The sequence below is a fragment of the Flavobacterium pokkalii genome, from assembly GCF_014596575.1.
In the GTDB taxonomy this organism is placed as follows: Bacteria; Bacteroidota; Bacteroidia; order Flavobacteriales; family Flavobacteriaceae; genus Flavobacterium; species Flavobacterium pokkalii.
In genome coordinates, this window is the sequence record NZ_NASZ01000003.1 from 17767 (window position 1) to 37111 (window position 19345).

The 19345-nt window shown below is 34.9% G+C and carries 19 protein-coding genes; 15 read left to right on the forward strand and 4 right to left on the reverse strand.

What is annotated here, in order from left to right:
* The first annotated feature begins 37 nt into the window (after window positions 1-37).
* Entirely contained in the window at window positions 38-655 is a 618-nt protein-coding gene (locus B6A10_RS03135; RefSeq protein WP_026712816.1) for a bifunctional nuclease family protein, read from the forward strand.
* Window positions 656-735: 80 nt separating this feature from the next.
* Window positions 736-1560, forward strand: coding sequence for a thymidylate synthase (locus B6A10_RS03140; protein WP_188219681.1), 825 nt, complete (start codon window positions 736-738; stop codon window positions 1558-1560).
* A gap of 24 nt (window positions 1561-1584) precedes the next feature.
* Here B6A10_RS03140 and B6A10_RS03145 read toward each other — a convergent pair whose 3' ends face one another.
* A complete protein-coding gene (locus tag B6A10_RS03145) occupies window positions 1585-1881 on the reverse strand; it encodes an isoamylase early set domain-containing protein (RefSeq protein WP_055094559.1) in 297 nt (98 codons plus the stop codon).
* Between the two features lie 239 nt (window positions 1882-2120).
* On the opposite strand from B6A10_RS03145, the gene B6A10_RS03150 reads away from it, so the two are divergent.
* Entirely contained in the window at window positions 2121-2456 is a 336-nt protein-coding gene (locus tag B6A10_RS03150) for a 2TM domain-containing protein (protein WP_188219682.1), read from the forward strand.
* A gap of 6 nt (window positions 2457-2462) precedes the next feature.
* Window positions 2463-2960 (forward strand): dihydrofolate reductase, encoded by a 498-nt coding sequence (locus tag B6A10_RS03155; RefSeq protein WP_188219683.1) that lies wholly within the window; start codon window positions 2463-2465, stop codon window positions 2958-2960.
* Window positions 2961-3008: 48 nt separating this feature from the next.
* On the opposite strand, the gene B6A10_RS03160 is transcribed toward B6A10_RS03155, so the two are convergent.
* Window positions 3009-3344: a hypothetical protein gene (locus tag B6A10_RS03160; protein ID WP_055094553.1), complete on the reverse strand. Its 336-nt coding sequence runs from the start codon at window positions 3342-3344 to the stop codon at window positions 3009-3011.
* A gap of 149 nt (window positions 3345-3493) precedes the next feature.
* Between B6A10_RS03160 and ubiE the strand changes: the two genes are divergently transcribed.
* Window positions 3494-4225 (forward strand): bifunctional demethylmenaquinone methyltransferase/2-methoxy-6-polyprenyl-1,4-benzoquinol methylase UbiE, encoded by a 732-nt coding sequence (ubiE, locus tag B6A10_RS03165; protein WP_188219684.1) that lies wholly within the window; start codon window positions 3494-3496, stop codon window positions 4223-4225.
* 16 nt (window positions 4226-4241) lie between these two features.
* Entirely contained in the window at window positions 4242-4943 is a 702-nt protein-coding gene (gene porT, locus B6A10_RS03170; RefSeq protein ID WP_188219685.1) for a type IX secretion/gliding motility protein PorT/SprT, read from the forward strand.
* Window positions 4944-4946: 3 nt separating this feature from the next.
* Here the strand turns inward: porT and B6A10_RS03175 are convergent, their stop codons facing one another.
* Entirely contained in the window at window positions 4947-5678 is a 732-nt protein-coding gene (locus B6A10_RS03175; RefSeq protein ID WP_188219686.1) for a TrmH family RNA methyltransferase, read from the reverse strand.
* A 37-nt stretch (window positions 5679-5715) separates the two neighbouring features.
* Between B6A10_RS03175 and tamL the strand changes: the two genes are divergently transcribed.
* From tamL to B6A10_RS03195, 4 genes are all read left to right on the forward strand, one after another.
* Window positions 5716-8265, forward strand: coding sequence for a translocation and assembly module lipoprotein TamL (gene tamL, locus B6A10_RS03180; RefSeq protein WP_188219687.1), 2550 nt, complete (start codon window positions 5716-5718; stop codon window positions 8263-8265).
* A 69-nt stretch (window positions 8266-8334) separates the two neighbouring features.
* Window positions 8335-9402 (forward strand): class II fructose-bisphosphate aldolase, encoded by a 1068-nt coding sequence (gene fbaA / locus B6A10_RS03185; RefSeq protein WP_188219688.1) that lies wholly within the window; start codon window positions 8335-8337, stop codon window positions 9400-9402.
* An 81-nt stretch (window positions 9403-9483) separates the two neighbouring features.
* The gene (gene accD / locus B6A10_RS03190; protein WP_188219689.1) at window positions 9484-10338 is read left to right on the forward strand and encodes an acetyl-CoA carboxylase, carboxyltransferase subunit beta; all 855 of its coding nucleotides are present in this window, start codon (window positions 9484-9486) and stop codon (window positions 10336-10338) included.
* Window positions 10339-10651: 313 nt separating this feature from the next.
* Window positions 10652-11503 (forward strand): hypothetical protein, encoded by an 852-nt coding sequence (locus B6A10_RS03195; RefSeq protein WP_188219690.1) that lies wholly within the window; start codon window positions 10652-10654, stop codon window positions 11501-11503.
* A 404-nt stretch (window positions 11504-11907) separates the two neighbouring features.
* On the opposite strand, the gene B6A10_RS03200 is transcribed toward B6A10_RS03195, so the two are convergent.
* Window positions 11908-13158 carry an ABC transporter permease gene (locus tag B6A10_RS03200; RefSeq protein WP_055094539.1) on the reverse strand — a complete coding sequence of 417 codons (1251 nt, stop codon included), beginning with the start codon at window positions 13156-13158 and terminating at the stop codon, window positions 11908-11910.
* 195 nt (window positions 13159-13353) lie between these two features.
* On the opposite strand from B6A10_RS03200, the gene purH reads away from it, so the two are divergent.
* From purH to mrdA, 5 genes are all read left to right on the forward strand, one after another.
* Entirely contained in the window at window positions 13354-14880 is a 1527-nt protein-coding gene (gene purH / locus B6A10_RS03205; protein ID WP_188219691.1) for a bifunctional phosphoribosylaminoimidazolecarboxamide formyltransferase/IMP cyclohydrolase, read from the forward strand.
* A 54-nt stretch (window positions 14881-14934) separates the two neighbouring features.
* Window positions 14935-15963 carry a rod shape-determining protein gene (locus B6A10_RS03210; protein ID WP_026712801.1) on the forward strand — a complete coding sequence of 343 codons (1029 nt, stop codon included), beginning with the start codon at window positions 14935-14937 and terminating at the stop codon, window positions 15961-15963.
* Between the two features lie 91 nt (window positions 15964-16054).
* A complete protein-coding gene (gene mreC / locus B6A10_RS03215) occupies window positions 16055-16882 on the forward strand; it encodes a rod shape-determining protein MreC (protein WP_188219692.1) in 828 nt (275 codons plus the stop codon).
* Window positions 16875-17381 (forward strand): hypothetical protein, encoded by a 507-nt coding sequence (locus tag B6A10_RS03220; protein WP_026712799.1) that lies wholly within the window; start codon window positions 16875-16877, stop codon window positions 17379-17381. Before mreC ends, B6A10_RS03220 begins: the two co-directional genes overlap by 8 nt.
* Window positions 17378-19330 (forward strand): penicillin-binding protein 2, encoded by a 1953-nt coding sequence (gene mrdA / locus B6A10_RS03225; protein ID WP_188219693.1) that lies wholly within the window; start codon window positions 17378-17380, stop codon window positions 19328-19330. The genes B6A10_RS03220 and mrdA overlap by 4 nt, the downstream gene beginning before the upstream one ends.
* Window positions 19331-19345: the final 15 nt, after the last annotated feature.

Genomic DNA, 19345 nt, shown 5'->3' on the forward strand with positions numbered 1-19345 from the left:
TCCAAAATAAAAAACGATACTTTTCATTTCAACAATTATGAGCTTAGTTAAATTATCCATAAAAGGAATTTCATACAGCCAAACACAAAATGGAGCCTACGCTTTGATTTTGAATGAAGTAGATGGCGAACGAAAACTACCTATCGTAATAGGTGCTTTCGAAGCTCAGTCTATTGCTATTGCTTTAGAAAAAGAAATAAAACCACCGCGTCCGTTAACTCACGATTTATTTAAAAATTTTGCCGAACGATTCGACATTGTGGTCAAACAAGTTATTATCCACAAATTAGTTGACGGTGTGTTTTACTCAAGTATTATTTGCGAAAGAGATAAAATTGAAGAAATAATAGACGCCAGAACCTCTGACGCCATTGCTTTGGCATTACGTTTTAATGCACCAATTTTCACCTATAAAAACATTCTTGATAAAGCCGGTATTTACCTAAAAACAAATCCTTCCGAGTCTGAAAAAGAAGAACCGGTAGACGATGTTATTTCTAATCCCGAATCTTTTTCAACCGAAGCTGAAAGCGGCAGAGCCTATATCAAATACAGCTTACAGGAATTAAACGATTTATTAATTCAGGCTGTGGAGCAGGAAGATTACGAAAAAGCCGCAAAAATAAGAGACGAAATTTCAAAGAGAGAATCATAAAACAATGTTTAAACGTGGATTTGTTTATTCGATTAATCGATAAAAACTCCACATTAAGCAATTAAACGGCTAAACACGTTATGAAGCAATACCTAGATTTAGTAAAACATGTAATGGAAAACGGCTGCCAAAAAGGCGACCGAACAGGAACAGGAACTAAAAGTGTTTTTGGTTACCAAATGCGTTTTGATTTAAGCGAAGGATTTCCAATGGTTACCACCAAAAAATTACATTTAAAATCTATTATCTACGAATTGCTTTGGTTTTTGAAAGGCGAAACCAACATTGGTTACCTTAAAGAACACAACGTAAAAATATGGGATGCCTGGGCTGATAAAAATGGAGACTTAGGCCCGGTTTACGGACACCAATGGCGTAATTGGAACAGTGAAGAAATTGACCAAATCTCTGATTTAATCAAGGAATTAAAAACCAATCCAAACAGCCGCAGAATGCTGGTTTCGGCTTGGAATCCTTCGGTACTACCGGACACTACAAAATCATTCGAAGAAAATGTAGCTAATAATAAAGCCGCTTTACCGCCTTGCCACGCTTTCTTCCAATTTTATGTTGCCGATGGCAAACTTTCCTGTCAGCTCTACCAAAGAAGTGCCGACATCTTTTTAGGTGTTCCGTTCAATATTGCATCTTATGCACTATTAACCATGATGATTGCTCAGGTGTGCGACTTAGAACCTGGAGAATTTATTCACACTTTTGGTGATGCACACATCTACAACAATCATTTTGAGCAATTGGAACTGCAATTATCGCGCGAACCAAGACCATTACCGAAAATGATTTTAAATCCGGAGATAAAAAACATCTTCGATTTTGACTACAACGATTTTACACTCGTAGGCTACGAACCACACGAGACTATCAAAGGAAATGTTGCCGTATAAACAAATAAAAAAAAGCGTTTTAGATTAAACCTCTAAAACGCTGTTTTCTGCTCCTGCAAATTCGTTCCATTTATAAGAATCTGCTTCGCTTTCGTTAATATATTCTCCGTCAACCAGATATTTAAATTCGTAGGCAGCATCTTTATCTAAATCAAAAACACCTTTAAAAGTACCATTTTTTAATTTATTTAAAGCTCCTTCTTCCGGATTCCAATTATTAAAATCTCCAACTACTGAAGCCTGAGCAGCTTCTTTAGCTTCAATAGAAAATGTAACTTTACAAACCGGTTTTGATTTTACAAACTGTTTTTTAATTGACATAACTGTTTCATTTTTAGTTGTTATAAAACAAAGTAAGTCATTTTATTCGAACTAAGAACATCCGAAAGACACTTTTAGCAAAAACTTAATAAAACGTTAAAATTAAAGCAATTCAACAAATTAACTTTCGTATTTTTTACAATAAACAAAAACCTAATCCAACCTTTTTATTATTTTTTTAAGCATAAATAAGGATTTCAAAATTAAATTTTATCTTTATAAACAAAAAAAACTAACCTATGAAATCCGAACAACATGAATTATACGAATATGCCAGAAGACGTATAAAACAAAAAAAAAGGGTTTATTTTCATTTTGTTTTATTGTTTTTAGCCGGTATATTTTTATTTATTGCTACTAAAGTTTTTAATTTCAACCAAGATGCCCATTGGCACATTTGGCTCATAACAGCCTGGCTCTTTTTATTTATTTTACATTTTATCAAAGTTTTCATCACCGATCGCTTTATGGACAAAAATTGGGAAAGAGAACAAATCGACCGCTTAGTTGCACTACAGGAAAAGAAAATAGCCGAATTAAGCGACCAAATCAACGAAGAACCTCCTACTAAATAAACACGAATGATTACAATGATTGCTGCTGCTGCCGAAAACAGAGCACTAGGAAAAGACAACCAATTAGTTTGGCATCTGCCAAATGATTTTAAAAGATTCAAAAACTTAACCACCGATCATCATATAATTATGGGAAGAAAAACCTTTGAAAGCTTCCCAAAACCATTACCTAACCGCACTCACATTATTATTACCCGACAAACTAGCTATCAGGCCGAAGGCTGCATAGTTGTTGGCAGCATTGAAGAAGCCATTGAAAAATGTCCAAAAAACGAAGATGCGTTTATTATTGGCGGAGGTGAAATTTACAATCTGGCAATGCCTTTTGCCGATAAAATAGAACTAACCGTAGTTCATCACCTTTTTGAAGCCGATGCATTTTTTCCGGAAATAAAAACAGAAGACTGGGAACTCATCAACAGTGATTTTCAGGCAAAAGATGACAAACACCTTTATGATTACACCTTTGAAACTTACATAAAGAAACAAAAAACACCTCAATAAAAGAGGTGTTTTTTTTGACTCATTGCAATACTTTTTAGAACTGCTGTTCTATTCCTGAAAAATAATTTGACACATCAATACCAAATTCACAAATAATAAACTCATTCCCGAAACGAGAATAATAATATTTGCAATTTTTCGAGAAAACATCTCGAAATAACCTTTTATACCAAATACCACAAAGGTGCAAAAGGCAATGAAAATTAAAATTTCCAAAAACAAATTTAATCCTAAGAACGTGTTTTGCGCCTGAACCCTAACACCACTTTTAATCAAAGCGGCACCGTCAAAATAACCCACAAGAACAAATGAGATTGCCAACGCAAAAAACAACCATTTGAGCTGAACAAGTAATTCTTTATTATGTATTGCAAAGAAATTCATTTGGTAAATTTAGAGACAAAGCATTTGTCATACAATACCCACTTTTAGTGATATTTCAAAAAACCAAAAATTGCTATTTCAGTCAAATTGAAACTCAATTTAAAGACCAACTTAAAAGGCATTGTACTATATTTGTCAAAATTTAAAAAATGGCAAAAAATATCACTCCTTATAAAGATTCCACTTTAGGCAAAAAAGAACAGGTTACAAAAATGTTTGACACGATTTCCGGAAATTACGACAATTTAAACCGTGTAATTTCTTTTGGAATTGATGTTAAATGGAGAAAGAAAGTTCTCAAAATAGTTGCCAACACCCAACCAGAAACCATTTTGGATATCGCAACCGGAACCGGCGACCTGGCAATTTTAATGGCAAACAGCAGCGCAAAAAAAATTACCGGTTTAGATATTTCTTCAGGAATGCTGGAAGTTGGAGTAAAAAAAATTGCTCAAAAAAACTTATCCGACCGAATCGAAATGATTTTAGGAGACTCGGAAAAAATTCCTTTTGACGACAATCATTTTGACGCTATAACTGTAGCCTTTGGTGTTCGAAATTTTGAAAATCTGGAAAAAGGTTTAGCGGAAATATTGCGCGTTCTAAAACCAAACGGCACATTTGTAATCTTAGAAACTTCAGTTCCTGAAAAAACACCTTACAAGCAAGGCTACCACTTTTACAGTAAAAACATCCTTCCAATCATTGGAAAATTATTCTCAAAAGACAATGTTGCCTACGGTTATCTTTCAGAATCAGCAGCAGCATTTCCTTATGGTGAAGCCTTAAACAATATTTTAAGAAAAATTGGGTTTATAGAGGTGAAAGCATTACCACAAACATTTGGTGTCGCCACGATATATACAGCTTCCAAAAAATAACCTAAGTTACTTTAAAATGAAAAAAATAGTTGTCTTTCTTCTACTCCTACTTTGTTTTAGCGCTCATTCGCAATCTAAAGGTATGTTTAGCAAAGACCCTATTATCAATTTGGAGAACTTTCAAAAACAACGCCTGTATTTTGGCTACTACTTAGGATTTAGCTCTTTTGATTTTAAAATAGACTACAAAACCGTAGGACCTGATATTCAAACACAAAAATCCACCGGTTTTAATGTGGGTGTAGTAGCCGATTTAAAATTGCAGGAATACATCAATCTTCGTTTTGAACCCGGATTGTATTACACCAAAAGAACACTGCATTATCCTAATTTCACCAACGAAAATGACGCTTTGAGAGAAGTAAGCAGTACTTATATTCATTTTCCGCTGTTATTAAAATTTTCTGCGCTGCGAACAGGAAACATCCGTCCTTACATTGTGGGCGGATTATCGACAACTTTAAATTTATCCGGAAATTCTAAATCTATAGACGATAATCAACAGCAAAAATTCAGAGTAAAACCCTGGAGTACAAATTACGAATTGGGGTTTGGAATTGATTTTTTCTCCGAATATTTTATTTTCTCGCCTTCTATTCGAGGTTGTTTTAGCTTAAAAGACGAACTTATCCGGGACAACGACCCTAACAGTCCCTGGACAGGAAATATCGAATCGATGAAAAGCAGAGCTATTTTCATCAACTTTACTTTCCACTAAAAACTAAGCTAATTTTCGTTTAAATTCACTCAGAATAATAGCCGTTGCAGTGGCTACATTTAAACTTTCGGTTTTTTGTAAATCTCCAAATCGGGGAATTGAAATTCTTTTTTGAACCAAATTCTCAATGGATGCAGAAATACCATTAGCTTCATTTCCCATAACCACAACTCCCTCCTGAGGCAAACTACTTTTATAGATATTTTCACCATCCATAAAAGTTCCAAAAACCGGCAATTTAGTTTGAGACAGATAATCTTCTAAATCCGTATAAGCAATAGTAACTCTACTTATAGAACCCATCGTTGCCTGGACCACTTTTGGATTATAAACATCCACCGTTTCTTTCGAACAAATCAGCTGTTTCACTCCAAACCAATCGCACAAACGCAAAATAGTTCCTAAATTTCCGGGGTCTCTGATATCATCCAGAGCGATAACCAAACCGGAATCGATAATATTTTTTTCCTCGGGAATTTTAAACACTGCCAGACAACTATTGGCTGTTGCCAAAGCACTGATTTTTTTTAAATCATTTTCGTGGATTAATGATTTTTTATGGGATGAAACTTCCTCAAAATCGTCCTGAGTCGTGTACAAATGTTCTAATTCAAAATTAGACTGCAAAAGTTCCTGAATCACCTTGACACCTTCTGCAAAAAACAAATGATGCTGGTTTCTATACTTTTTTTGCTGTAAACTAGTTATAAGTTTTATTTGGTTTTTACTAACCATAAAAATATGTACTTTTGAATTAAATTTTTTAGACCTCTTGAGAAAAGTTTCGACAAAAATATCACTATTTATTCTAATAGGAATAATAATATCCGCCTGTAACGCCGAAAAAAGAGTTCCGGACGGAAAACAACTCCTTGCCAGCAACCAAATTATTGTAAATGGCAAAAAAATCAATGATGAAGACGTTCATAATCAATTGTACCAAAAACCAAACGGCACTTTTTTAGGTTATCGTTTGCGATTAAATTTATACAATTTAGCCAATTTAAATCCCGATTCTACTTATCAGGCAAAATTTACCAATCATCCCGGGAAATACGAACGCAAAGCCAAATGGCTTTCGGCAAAACAGGTGGATCGCCTTGGAAAATCATTTTGGTATCACGGCATTCACGATTTCCTGAAAAAAACAGGAGAAGCGCCGGTAATTATCGATTCTGTCAAAACACAAAAATCGGTTTCCCGATTACAATATTATTATTTCAACAATGGTTTTTTTGATGTAAAAGTCAACTCTCAACACGACACAATCCGTCCCAAAAGAGGAAAAATAAAATACGAAATCACCACAAATGAACCTTATATTCTGGATTCGATAAAAGCCACCATTAGTTCGGTTGCCTTAGATTCTTTGTACCAAAAAACTAAAGAAGACGCACTAATTAAATCAGGAGACCAATACAAAACAGTTGATTTCTCGGATGAAAAAAATCGCCTTTCGGCCTATTTCAGAAATCACGGCGCTTATTATTTCCAACCGACTTCGATTGTTTTTGATATTGACACCATTGGCAAAAAACACAAAGCCGATGTCAATGTTAACATTGGTAATTATAGTTATCAGGACAAAGATTCTACAAAAACAGAACCTTTTAAACTATACAAAATCAGCAGCGTCGATATTTATACCGATTATGCACCGAATACCAGCAAACAAAATATCACCGACAGTGTTTCCTATCAAAATTTCAATCTCTACAGTCGTGAAAAATTAAAATACAAACCGCATGCAATAACGGATGCTATTTTTATTACCAAAGGAACTTCCTTTGCCGATTACAAAACTGTTTTAACGTCGCGCTATTTAACCAATCTTAAAATATTCAATCCACCAAGTATTCAATATGAAGTAGACAAAAAAGATACGCTGAACAATTCGCTTATCGCAAAAATTTACCTGACACCAAGAAAAAAATACAGTTTTCAGGCTTCATTTGACCTTACACACTCTAATATTCAAGATATTGGAATTTCGTTTAGTCCGTCGCTTACCATCCGAAATATTTTTAACGGAGCTGAAACTTTGGAAATTTCGACCAGAGCCAATCTTGGATCTTCCAAAGATTTGGCTAATCCGAACAATCAGTTTTTTAATGTTTCGGAATACGGACTAAATTTCAAACTGAATTTTCCCAGAATATTTCTGCCTTTTTCTACCGAAAAAATCATCCCGAAAAGTATGATTCCTTCAACCCAAATCAGCGTGGGTTATGCTACTCAAAAAAATATCGGATTGGACAAAGAAAACTTCACCGGAATTTTCTCTTACAACTGGAATCCAAAAAGAAACAACACGGCTCGTTTTGACCTTTTTAACATCCAATTTGTCCGCAACTTAAATTCACAAAATTACTTTAACGTTTACGGCTCTTCCTATAATGCACTCAACGAAATTGGACAATTATACAACACTAATCCGGATTATTTTAACAGCAACAACAATTTGATTATTGAATCCGGAACTTCAGGATTTACCAAAGACGTTTTAAACGGAACCATAAACGTACCGCAAAGCAGTTATAATGATGTAAAAAGTATCGAAGAAAGACGAGTGCGTCTAACTGAAAACGATTTTATTTTAGCGACTAATTTTACTTTTAGCAAAACCACCAAAACCGATTTAGCCGATAATAATTTTTATTTATTCAAAACCAAAATCGAATCGGCGGGTTCTTTATTATCGCTTATTTCTAATTTGAGTAATCAAAAATTAAATTCTAACGGACATCATGAATTCTTTAATTTAGAATATTCCGAATACATTAAAACCGAATTTGATTTTATCAAACACTGGGATTTAAGCAAGGAAAAAATTCTGGCGGTACGCAGCTTTTTTGGTATTGCCATTCCGTTTGGCAACTCTGATTACATTCCTTTTTCCCGAAGTTATTTCTCAGGAGGTTCCAATGATAATCGTGCCTGGCAGCCCTATAGTCTGGGGCCTGGGCGCACCGGAGCGACAAACGATTTTAATGAAGCCAATATGAAAATTGCTCTTAGCGCCGAATTTAGATTTAAAATTCTGGGCGATTTAAAAGGAGCTTTTTTCGCCGATGCCGGTAATATTTGGAATGTATTTGACAATGTCACCGATGAAAAGGCAACTTTCAAAAATTTTTCCAGTTTAAAAGATATTGCTTTGGGTTCGGGATTTGGTCTTAGATACGATTTAAATTTCTTTGTAGTCCGCTTTGATTTTGGTTTTAAAACCTATAATCCGGCTGAAGAAACTGGCAAAAAATGGTTTAGAGATTACAATTTCGGACACTCCGTTTTAAATTTTGGAATAAATTATCCGTTCTAATCCTAATAAATTCTTATTTTTGCGGTCTTAATCTAAAAACAAAAAATCTAACTAAAAACAAAAAACAAAATGGGACACAACATTAAGCCTGGTGTAGCAACTGGAGACCAAGTACAGGAAATATTTAACTATGCTAAAGAAAAAGGCTTTGCACTTCCTGCTGTAAACGTTACAGGTTCTGACACTATCAATGGTGTACTTGAAACAGCTGCAAAATTAAATGCGCCTGTTATCATCCAATTTTCAAACGGAGGAGCGCAGTTTAATGCAGGAAAAGGACTTTCAAATGCAGGTGAAAAAGCAGCTATCGCCGGAGCTATTGCCGGAGCAAAAAGCATCCACACTTTAGCAGAAGCTTACGGAGCTACTGTAATTTTACATACTGACCACTGTGCAAAAAAATTATTACCTTGGATTGACGGTTTATTAGACGCTTCTGAAGCACATTTTGCTGCTACCGGAAAATCTTTGTTCAGTTCTCATATGATTGACTTATCAGAAGAACCAATCGAGGAAAACATCGAAATTTGCAAAACTTACCTAGAAAGAATGAGCAAAATCGGGATGACATTAGAAATCGAACTTGGAATCACCGGAGGTGAGGAAGACGGAGTTGATAACTCTGATGTTGACAGCTCAAAATTATACACACAACCAGAAGAAGTAGCTTATGCTTATGAAGAACTTTCTAAAGTAAGCCCAAGATTCACTATCGCTGCTGCTTTTGGAAACGTCCACGGAGTTTACAAACCTGGAAACGTAAAATTGACTCCAAAAATCTTAAAAAACTCTCAGGATTTCGTTCAACAAAAATTCAACACAGGACACAATCCGGTTGATTTTGTATTCCACGGAGGTTCTGGTTCTACATTAGAAGAAATCAGAGAAGGAATTAGCTACGGAGTAATCAAAATGAACATTGATACCGATTTACAATTTGCTTTCACTGAAGGAATTCGTGATTTCATGGTAAACAACATTGAATACTTAAAAACCCAAATTGGTAACCCAACTGGTCCTGATGCTCCAAACAAAAAGTATTATGACCCAAGAAAATGGCTACGTGAAGGAGAAGTAACTTTCAACGCAAGATTAGAGCAAGCATTTGCTGACTTGAACAACGTAAACACACTATAATTTTAGATTTTAGATTTTAGATTTTAGATTCCTTTGCGAATTCTAAAATCTGAAATCTGAAATCTGCAATCTGAAATAAAAATGGCCTGGTTTAAAAGACAAGAAAAAGGGATCACAACTCCTACCGATCAAAAAATGGATGTTCCAAAGGGACTTTGGTACAAATCTCCAACCGGAAAAATTATTGATGCAGAAGAATTGGAACGCAACCTGTTTGTGAGTCCGGAAGATGGTTTCCACGTGAGAATAGGTAGTGCTACTTATTTTGAAATCTTATTCGATAACAATGAGTTTACCGAATTGGATCCAAACCTGACTTCAAAAGACAGCTTGAATTTTGTGGATACCAAAAAGTATTCTGATCGTTTGAAAGATGTAATGGACAAAACCAAGCTCAAAGATGCCGTACGAACAGCTGTTGGTAAATCCAAAGGAAAAGACTTGGTAGTTTGCGCGATGGATTTTGCCTTTATCGGAGGATCTATGGGAGCAGTTGTGGGAGAAAAAATTTCCAGAGGAATTGATTATGCCATCAAAAACAAATTACCTTTTGTGATGATTTCAAAATCAGGTGGTGCCCGTATGATGGAAGCTGCTTATTCTTTGATGCAATTGGCTAAAACTTCGGTTAAATTAGCCCAACTTTCTGAAGCTAAATTGCCTTACATCTCTTTGTGTACCGATCCAACAACTGGAGGGACAACGGCTTCTTACGCCATGTTGGGAGACATCAACATCGCTGAGCCGGGAGCCTTAATTGGTTTTGCGGGACCACGTGTGGTAAAAGATACAACTGGTAAAGATTTACCAGAAGGTTTCCAAACTGCTGAATTCCTTTTAGAGCACGGTTTCTTAGACTTTATTACCGCCAGAAAAGAATTGAAAGACAAGATTAACTTGTACTTAGATTTGATTCAGAATAACGAAATTAGATAGTTTTATACTTCTAGATACATCAAATCCCGTTTGCATGGCAAGCGGGATTTTTTTTTTTGCAGCCAACTTTCCAAAAAAAACCTTTATTTTTTTTAGAAGCAGAACAGCTACCTTTCTTCAATAAACATCCCTCCTGCTCTGCGCTATATCTTTGTCTCGTTAAAAAAACGAGACAAAGGATGCCGCTTCGATCAGGGCTATCCAATTCGTTTTGATTCCCAAAACACATTTGTAAGAATATTTTAATATATTTAAAAACAAATAAAACTAAACAAACGAATTACCTGCAAGTTTCATTAACATTCGATTAAAAATGGAAAAAATACAAGAAATATTTTCAAACCGCGAAATTGCATTAATAATTTGGTCTGCGTTGTTTCTGCTTTTCTTTATATTAAAAGGCATCGGGAATTCATTGAAAGGATTAATTAAATCATTTTTCACTTCTCAACTTTCAATAATTTATCTATTGATGGTTTTATTTACCATTGGTATAATTTACATTCTGCACAACATAAATCTTTGGAACAAAAATTTAATCAAAGATTCTTTAATTTGGCTCGTGACTTTTGCATTTGCGAATCTTTTAAAAGCAATTAACAAAAGAACTTTGAATGAATTTCTCGGAACAGTCAATGAAATTTTCAAACTAACGCTTTTTACAGAATTTATAATAAATTTCGAAAGTTTCGGTTTATTAACTGAGCTAATTATGTTACCGCTAATTACATTTATCGACCTTGCGCAATTTCTATCTAAAACAGAGAATAACAAAAGTGCAGAGAATTTCTTTGCAAAAATTTTATCACTAATTGGTATTTTTTACTTAGCTTTTTCATTATATAAAACTATCAAAGAACATGCAATATTCTTTTCCGTTGAAAACTTAAATTCTTTAGTCCTACCTGTAATACTAAGTTTTCTTAGCCTACCTTTCTTTTATCTTTTAACAGTGTATTCAGAATATGAACAATTATTCATGAGAGTTAAATTCATGTCTCGCGACAAAAAAAATCAACGTAAAATAAAATGGCAAATATTCAAAACTGCTAAACTAAATTTAAATATGATTTCAAAACTTAGAGACAAACTTATTTCATTTGATTTATATGAAACAAACGATATAAAAATTTATCTCAAAAAAATTAAAGAAACCAGCAGGTAAAACCTGATAGCGTGGATTTGTAATCCGTGCCCGCAAAGAGAAATCTCTTTGTCGAGTTACTTGTTGAGATCCTTCCTCCGTCAGAATGACAAGTTTGTGTTAAATTACTAACCCATCGTGAGCGAAACCCTTCGTGTTCGAAACAGTAAATTTTCACGCAGATTTTGCAGATTTGAGCAGAAAAACCATTCAGTGATCTGCGAAAATCTACAAAATCTGCGTGCTATTTTCTAATACCAAATTTGACAACTTTCTAAAAGTTGTCAAATTGCCTCCATGCTACCGCACGCATCTTACTTATGTCTACAAAAAAAATCAAAACTAAACGGAATTTAATAATGAGATTGCTACGTTCCGATAGCTATCGGAACTCGCAATGACTCAGAACACTGAACGCGAAAAAACTACATTCCTGTTCTAATCGCTTCCACAGGATCTAATTTGGAAGCTGAAATAGCCGGTACGATACCGGAAATCAAACCAATGATTCCTGCCAGTCCGGCACCTAAAAGAATATTATCCAATCCCAATACAAACTGAAAATCTAAAGCTTTGGTCAGGCCAACAGCAATTCCCCAAACCATCAGTAAACCAACCACTCCGCCAATTACAGATAGAATAATCGCTTCAAACAAAAACTGAAATAAAATAAATCGGTTTTTAGCACCTAATGATTTTTGAATTCCTATTAAATGGGTTCGTTCTTTTACCGAAACAAACATGATATTAGCAATTCCGAAACCACCTACCAACAACGAAAATCCGCTTATCACCCAGCCTCCTAATTTCATACTCCCGATGATTCCATCTATAAAATCCGTAAATCCGGAAAAAACATTGATAAAGAAATTGTCAATTTCACCGGCTTTAATTCCGCGAAAGGCTCGCAGTTTTTGAGAAATCTCCGCTTTATAAGCTTCCATATCTACGCCATCTTCGGGTTTAAAAATAATCACATTGGTTAACGAATCATTATTATCGCCAAATTTCTGCCGAACAAAATTCACCGGAATAAAAACTGCCGAATCATTACTATCTCCAAAAAGCCCCGCTCCTTTTTTCTTCAAAACACCTATAACCGTAAAACGCTGCCCGTAAAGTCGAACATCTTTACCTATTGGATTAAAATCATCAAAAAGATTAGTCGCAATATCATTTCCCAACACAATCACCTTGGCTCCGGAATTTGATTCCGATTCATTATAAAAACGTCCTTTTTCAAATTCCAATCCCTGAATATCGATAAATTCATGCGAAACCGGAACAATATTCACATCACTTACCACCTTAGAATCGTACTTAATATTCTCCGTTTTGGTGAAAATTTGATAGCCTAATTCGGCAGTATGCGTCATTGCTCCTTTTAAATACACATACTCGTCATATTTCACATTTGGAAATTGTTCTCTTTTCCATTTTGGAATCTCCGAAGGACCAAAAGAAAATTTCATCAAATAAATGGTATTCTTATCCAAACCACTCAAATCGCCGGCTATTTTCCGATCCAAAGAATCCACGGCAGCCAAAACCGCAATGATTGAAAAGATTCCAATAGTTACACCAAGCAAAGAAAGTAAGGTGCGTAATTTATTATTTCGCAAGGCATTAAGCGCAAAAGCAAAACTTTCTTTGAGTAATCGAAGATATAACAACATAAAAAAATGATTTTTAATAAGGTAAAATTCTGTAAATAATATTCAATTTCCTAATAAAAAATTCTTTTAACACAATAAAACACAGCGTTTTCAAGAAGTTTTAATAAAAATAAATTAATTAAAAATTATCTCATTTTTTGATAGCCAATTTTAACATTAAAAAACTATTTTTGCATTTTATAATTTAAACTATTCATGAGCACATCAAAAACAATTCAATCTGCATTAATTTCGGTTTTTTCGAAAGAGGGTCTTGAGCCTATTGTTAAATTATTACACAGTCAAAATGTTACTCTTTATTCTACAGGAGGAACTGAAGAATTTATCAAAAATCTAGGCATACCTGTTGTTGCTGTTGAAGACATAACTGCATTTCCTGAAATTTTAGGCGGAAGAGTAAAAACATTACACCCAAAAATTTTTGGAGGAATTTTGAACCGTCAGGACAATGAGAGTGATGTGCAACAAATGACGGAATTCAACATTCCGCAGATTGACTTAGTTATTGTAGATTTATATCCATTTGAAAAAACAGTAGCTTCCGGAGCCAGCGAACAGGATATTATTGAAAAAATTGACATCGGTGGAATCTCATTAATCCGTGCCGCTGCTAAAAACTTTAAAGACACTGTAATTGTACCTTCTATGAACGAATATGCTTTGTTCTTAGACATGATTACTAAACAAAACGGAGCTACCACTCTTGAAGACCGAAAATTATTAGCTACCAAAGCGTTCCACGTTTCTTCTCACTATGACGGAGCTATTTTTGGTTATTTCAATACTGACGAAACGATTTACAAAGCAAGTATTGCCAACGGACAAGTATTGCGTTACGGAGAAAATCCACACCAAAAAGGATTTTTCTTTGGAGATTTTGACGCAATGTTCCAAAAATTACACGGAAAAGAATTATCATACAACAACTTATTAGATGTAGATGCTGCAGTGAATTTGATTAACGAATTCAAAACTGACGGGCCTACATTTGCAATCTTAAAACACAACAACGCTTGCGGATTAGCTTCGAGAAATACGATTGCAGAAGCTTACTTAGCAGCTTTAGCTTGTGATCCAACTTCGGCTTTTGGAGGCGTTTTAATTTCGAATACTAAAATTGACGTTGCTACTGCAACTGAAATCAATAAATTATTCTGTGAAGTGGTGATTGCTCCTTCTTATGATGATGAAGCTGTAACAATTTTACAGGAAAAGAAAAACAGAATTATTTTAGTTCAAAATGATGTTGAATTACCACAAAAACAAGTACGAACTTGTCTTAACGGATTGTTAATTCAGGAAAGAAACAACATCACAGACAATAAAAAAGATTTAACTACCGTTACCATAACAAGTCCAACAGAGCAAGAAATTGAAGATTTGATTTTTGCTTCTAAAATTTGTAAAAACACTAAATCAAACACAATTGTTTTTGCTAAAAACGGAACTTTAATTTCCTCAGGTACAGGTCAGACTTCAAGAGTAGATGCTTTACAACAGGCTGTTGAAAAAGCAAAACATTTTGGATTTGATTTAAAAGGTGCTTCCATGGCAAGTGATGCTTTCTTCCCTTTCCCTGATTGTGTTGCCTTAGCAAAAGAAGCCGGAATTACAGCTGTAATCCAACCAGGCGGATCTATTAAAGACCAATTAAGCATTGACTATTGCAACGAAAATAATTTGGCAATGGTATTTACAGGGACCCGTCATTTCAAACATTAATTTGTTTAACTTTGTGTGCTCCTAATTTTTAACTTTTAAACCCCTAAAAATCGTATGGGATTTTTTGATTTCATGACCGAGGATATTGCAATTGACCTTGGTACCGCTAATACACTAATCATTCACAATGACAAGGTAGTTATTGATAGTCCGTCAATCGTTGCCAGAAACCGAATAACGGGAAAAATCATTGCTGTTGGTAAAGAAGCCAACCTAATGCAAGGTAAAACTCATGAAAACATTAAAACCATAAGGCCTTTAAAAGACGGTGTAATCGCTGATTTTGATGCTTCGGAACAAATGATAAAAATGTTTATCAACAGCATTCCTGCATTGAAAAAAAGAATGTTTACTCCGGCTTTAAGAATGGTGGTTTGTATTCCATCCGGAATTACCGAAGTAGAGATGAGAGCCGTAAAAGAATCCTGTGAACGCGTAAACGGAAAAGAAGTTTATTTGATTCACGAACCAATGGCAGCCGCAATCGGTATTGGAATTGACATCATGCAACCAAAAGGGAACATGATTGTAGATATCGGAGGGGGTACTACTGAAATTGCTGTAATTGCTTTAGGCGGAATTGTGTGTGACAAATCGGTAAAAATTGCCGGTGACGTTTTCACTAACGATATTGTGTATTACATGCGTACACAACACAACTTATTTGTTGGAGAAAGTACTGCTGAGAAAATTAAAATTCAAATTGGTGCCGCCATTGAAGATCTGGAAACACCTCCTGAAGATATGTCTGTACAAGGTAGAGACTTGTTGACGGGAAAACCAAAACAGGTTGATGTTTCATACAGAGAAATTGCTAAAGCTTTAGACAAATCAATTCAACGAATTGAAGATGCTGTAATGGAAACTTTGTCTCAAACTCCTCCTGAATTAGCAGCCGATATCTACAACACAGGTATTTACCTTGCCGGTGGAGGTTCGATGTTAAGAGGATTAGACAAACGTATTTCTCAAAAAACAGATTTACCAGTTTACATTGCCGAAGATCCGTTAAGAGCTGTAGTAAGAGGAACAGGAATGGCTTTGAAAAACATTGGGAAATTCAAAAGCATATTAATAAAATAAGCTTAAAAAATGTGTTTAATTCTTAAGCTGTACTGGTTTTAAGAATTAAACACATTACAGCATACCCTTAAATTTATAACCTAATAAGAGAATGCAGCAAATATTTAATTTTATATTCAAAAACAGTAGTCGATTACTGTTTTTGCTGTTATTAAGCGTTTCGCTTTTGCTTACCATACAGTCTCATTCTTACCATAAAAGCAGAATTATCAGTTCGGCTAACTTTTTAACGGGCGGTGTTTATGAAAAAATAAACAACATCACCGAATATTTAAATCTTAAAACAGAAAATGATGCTTTGGCTCTTGAAAATGCAAGGCTCAAAAGCATCCTTTTCAACATGAAAGATACCGCCTCTGTCAAAAAAGTTGAAAATCTTAAAGGTGTTGCTCCCGAAGACATTGTTGTTTCAAAAGTAATTCACAACACTTACAACACACACGAAAACTTCCTGACTTTAAATTCCGGAGCTAATGACGGAGTAAAACCGGATATGGGAGTAATTAATAGTTTAGGAATCATTGGAATCGTTGACAAAACTTCTCCTAAATATTCGACAGTGGTAAGTATCCTGAATGTAAAATCTCAGATTAATGCCAAAATCAAAAAGTCCAATCATTTTGGTTCGCTGACCTGGAATGGAAAAAGCACCGGTTTTGTTCAGTTAATCGATGTACCAAGATTAGCTTCAGTTAGAAAAGGCGATACCATTGTAACCGGTGGACAATCGGTGATTTTCCCGGAAAATATTAATATTGGAACTATCGATAAAATTTACATCGACAACAAAACCAATTATTACACTTTAAACATCAAATTGTTTAATGATATGACTAATTTAGGTCACGTTTATATCATTAAAAGTAAAGACAGAGACGAAGTTAACAACCTGGAAAAAGAAAGCAAATCAAATGAATAGCACGCTGTTAGTTAATATTTTAAGATTTATCTTATTGCTAGCCCTTCAAATTGGCGTATTCAACAATATGACTTTTTTAGGCTATATCATGCCGTTGCCTTATATGTTGTTTATCATCTTATATCCAGTAAACTCTAATCGTTCGGCTTTGTTAATCAGCAGTTTTTTTCTTGGATTAATAATGGATTTATTTTCTAATTCAGGAGGAATTCACGCTACTGCCTGCCTTCTTTTAGCCTTTTACCGACCTTATTTGTTTAAATTTGCATTTGGTGTGAGTTACGAATACCAAACCATTAAATTAAATGAAGCACTAACCCCTGAAAGATTTACATTTATTCTTCTGGCTGTGGTAATTCATCATTTTACCTTATTCATTCTGGAAGCCTTTCAGGTTAGTTTTATTTGGGACATTTTACTCAGAACAGTATTAAGTACCATATTTACAATCATTAGTTGTATTATCATAATATACCTTATTAAGCCAAACAAACGATGAGAAAACTTCTGCTGCCTTCTATTATTATTGTTGCAGCATCCCTGCTCCTGATTCGGATTTTTTACTTGCAGGTTATCAATGATACTTTCAAATTAAAATCGGAAAACAACGCTATTAAAATAAAATACGAATATCCGGAAAGAGGTTATATCTACGACAGAAACGGTAAACTTTTAGTAGCTAATCAGGCTTCTTATGACATTATGGTTATCCCGAGAGAAATTAAAAATCTGGATACCGTAGAATTTTGTCAGTTATTAGACATTACCAAAGACGATTTTTTAAAGAAAATTGCCAAAGCAAAAATTTTTAGCCCGCGATTGCCTTCTGTTTTCTTAGCCCAATTAAACAAAAGCGAATATGCCGCTTTTCAGGAAAAAATCAGAAAATTTGAAGGTTTCTATGTCCAAAAACGTTCCCTTCGTGATTATGAAGTCGATTTTGGCGCGAACATCTTTGGATTCATTACTCAGGTTAACGAAGGAATTATCGAAAAAAATCCGTACTACAAAAGCGGAGATTTAATTGGGAAACAAGGAGTTGAAGAATATTACGAAGAAATTCTACGAGGAATCAAAGGAGTAAAATACATCCAAAAAGACAAATACAATCGTGAAATAGGTTCGTACAAAAACGGAAGATACGATACAATTGCCGTTCAGGGAGAAGACATCAACCTGACTATTGACGCCGAAATTCAGCGTTACGGAGAACAATTAATGATTAACAAACGAGGCGGAATTGTAGCTATCGAACCTAAAACAGGAGAAATTCTGGCATTAGTAACAGCTCCTTCTTATGATCCATCTATTTTAGTAGGAAGACAACGCTCTAAGAACTACACACTGCTTTATCACGATTCGATTGCCAAACCTCTTTACGACCGTGGATTATTAGCCGAGTATCCTCCTGGGTCTCCTTTTAAAATAATGACCGGATTAGTAGCTTTGCAGGAAGGGGCAATTGATGAAAACACAACTGTATTTTGCCATCACGGTTTCAGTTACGCCAGAGGTCGCTTTATGCGTTGTCACTGTCATGGAGGTGCTTTACAATTGCATCGCGGAATTTATGAATCCTGTAATGCTTATTTTGGAACCGCTTATATGCGAACTATCAATAAATATGTAAAACCATCTTATGCGGTGGATGTTTGGAGTAAGCATGTTAAAAGTTTTGGTCTAGGACAATTCATGGGTTACGATTTGCCTACCGGAAGAAGAGGAAATATTCCGGATTCTAAAACCTACAAGCGCATCTACCCGAATGGTGGCTGGAGAAGTACCGCGATAGTTTCTAACGGTATCGGGCAAGGAGAAGTTTTAATGACGCCAATTCAACTGGCTAATATGATGGCTACGGTTGCTAATGAAGGTTATTACTACACACCTCATATCATTAAGAAAATAAAAGGCGGCACAATTGATCCTAAATTTAAAGAAAAACACGTAACAACCATCAACAAAGAATTATTCAAACCCATTATAAGTGGATTATTTGATGTATATAATTTAGGAACGGCTCGCGGCGTTCGTGTGGAAGGAATTGACATCTGCGGAAAAACCGGAACCGCTGAAAATTATACTAAAATTGACGGTAAAAGAGTCAAACTTCAAGACCACTCTATTTTCGTGGCTTTTGCTCCAAAAGATAATCCTAAAATTGCTATTGCTGTTTTAGTTGAAAACGGAGGTTTTGGTTCGACCATCGCAGGACCAATTGCCAGCTTGATGATTGAGAAATATTTGAGAAAAAAAATCACCAGAACCGATTTAGAAAAAAGAATTTTAGAAACAAGTCTTAGAGACCGTTATGCGATTTTAGGAGGAATGAAGGAAGCCAGCGCAATCGAAAGTTCTCCAAAAGACAGTGTGCTTAAAAAAAGAGTTTTCCAACCCAAAACCGTAAGCACAACGGCAACTAAAGACAGTACACCAAAAATTAATTAAGCCATTCTTTTACAA

Bases quoted from the DNA above. Each gene is read 5' to 3' on its own strand.
- B6A10_RS03135 (WP_026712816.1), top strand. From the start codon at position 38: ATGAGCTTAGTTAAATTATCCATAAAAGGAATTTCATACAGCCAAACA.
- B6A10_RS03140 (WP_188219681.1), top strand. From the start codon at position 736: ATGAAGCAATACCTAGATTTAGTAAAACATGTAATGGAAAACGGCTGC.
- B6A10_RS03145 (WP_055094559.1), bottom strand. From the start codon at position 1,881: ATGTCAATTAAAAAACAGTTTGTAAAATCAAAACCGGTTTGTAAAGTT.
- B6A10_RS03150 (WP_188219682.1), top strand. From the start codon at position 2,121: ATGAAATCCGAACAACATGAATTATACGAATATGCCAGAAGACGTATA.
- B6A10_RS03155 (WP_188219683.1), top strand. From the start codon at position 2,463: ATGATTACAATGATTGCTGCTGCTGCCGAAAACAGAGCACTAGGAAAA.
- B6A10_RS03160 (WP_055094553.1), bottom strand. From the start codon at position 3,344: ATGAATTTCTTTGCAATACATAATAAAGAATTACTTGTTCAGCTCAAA.
- ubiE (WP_188219684.1), top strand. From the start codon at position 3,494: ATGGCAAAAAATATCACTCCTTATAAAGATTCCACTTTAGGCAAAAAA.
- porT (WP_188219685.1), top strand. From the start codon at position 4,242: ATGAAAAAAATAGTTGTCTTTCTTCTACTCCTACTTTGTTTTAGCGCT.
- B6A10_RS03175 (WP_188219686.1), bottom strand. From the start codon at position 5,678: ATGGTTAGTAAAAACCAAATAAAACTTATAACTAGTTTACAGCAAAAA.
- fbaA (WP_188219688.1), top strand. From the start codon at position 8,335: ATGGGACACAACATTAAGCCTGGTGTAGCAACTGGAGACCAAGTACAG.
- accD (WP_188219689.1), top strand. From the start codon at position 9,484: ATGGCCTGGTTTAAAAGACAAGAAAAAGGGATCACAACTCCTACCGAT.
- B6A10_RS03195 (WP_188219690.1), top strand. From the start codon at position 10,652: ATGGAAAAAATACAAGAAATATTTTCAAACCGCGAAATTGCATTAATA.
- B6A10_RS03200 (WP_055094539.1), bottom strand. From the start codon at position 13,158: ATGTTGTTATATCTTCGATTACTCAAAGAAAGTTTTGCTTTTGCGCTT.
- purH (WP_188219691.1), top strand. From the start codon at position 13,354: ATGAGCACATCAAAAACAATTCAATCTGCATTAATTTCGGTTTTTTCG.
- B6A10_RS03210 (WP_026712801.1), top strand. From the start codon at position 14,935: ATGGGATTTTTTGATTTCATGACCGAGGATATTGCAATTGACCTTGGT.
- mreC (WP_188219692.1), top strand. From the start codon at position 16,055: ATGCAGCAAATATTTAATTTTATATTCAAAAACAGTAGTCGATTACTG.
- B6A10_RS03220 (WP_026712799.1), top strand. From the start codon at position 16,875: ATGAATAGCACGCTGTTAGTTAATATTTTAAGATTTATCTTATTGCTA.
- mrdA (WP_188219693.1), top strand. From the start codon at position 17,378: ATGAGAAAACTTCTGCTGCCTTCTATTATTATTGTTGCAGCATCCCTG.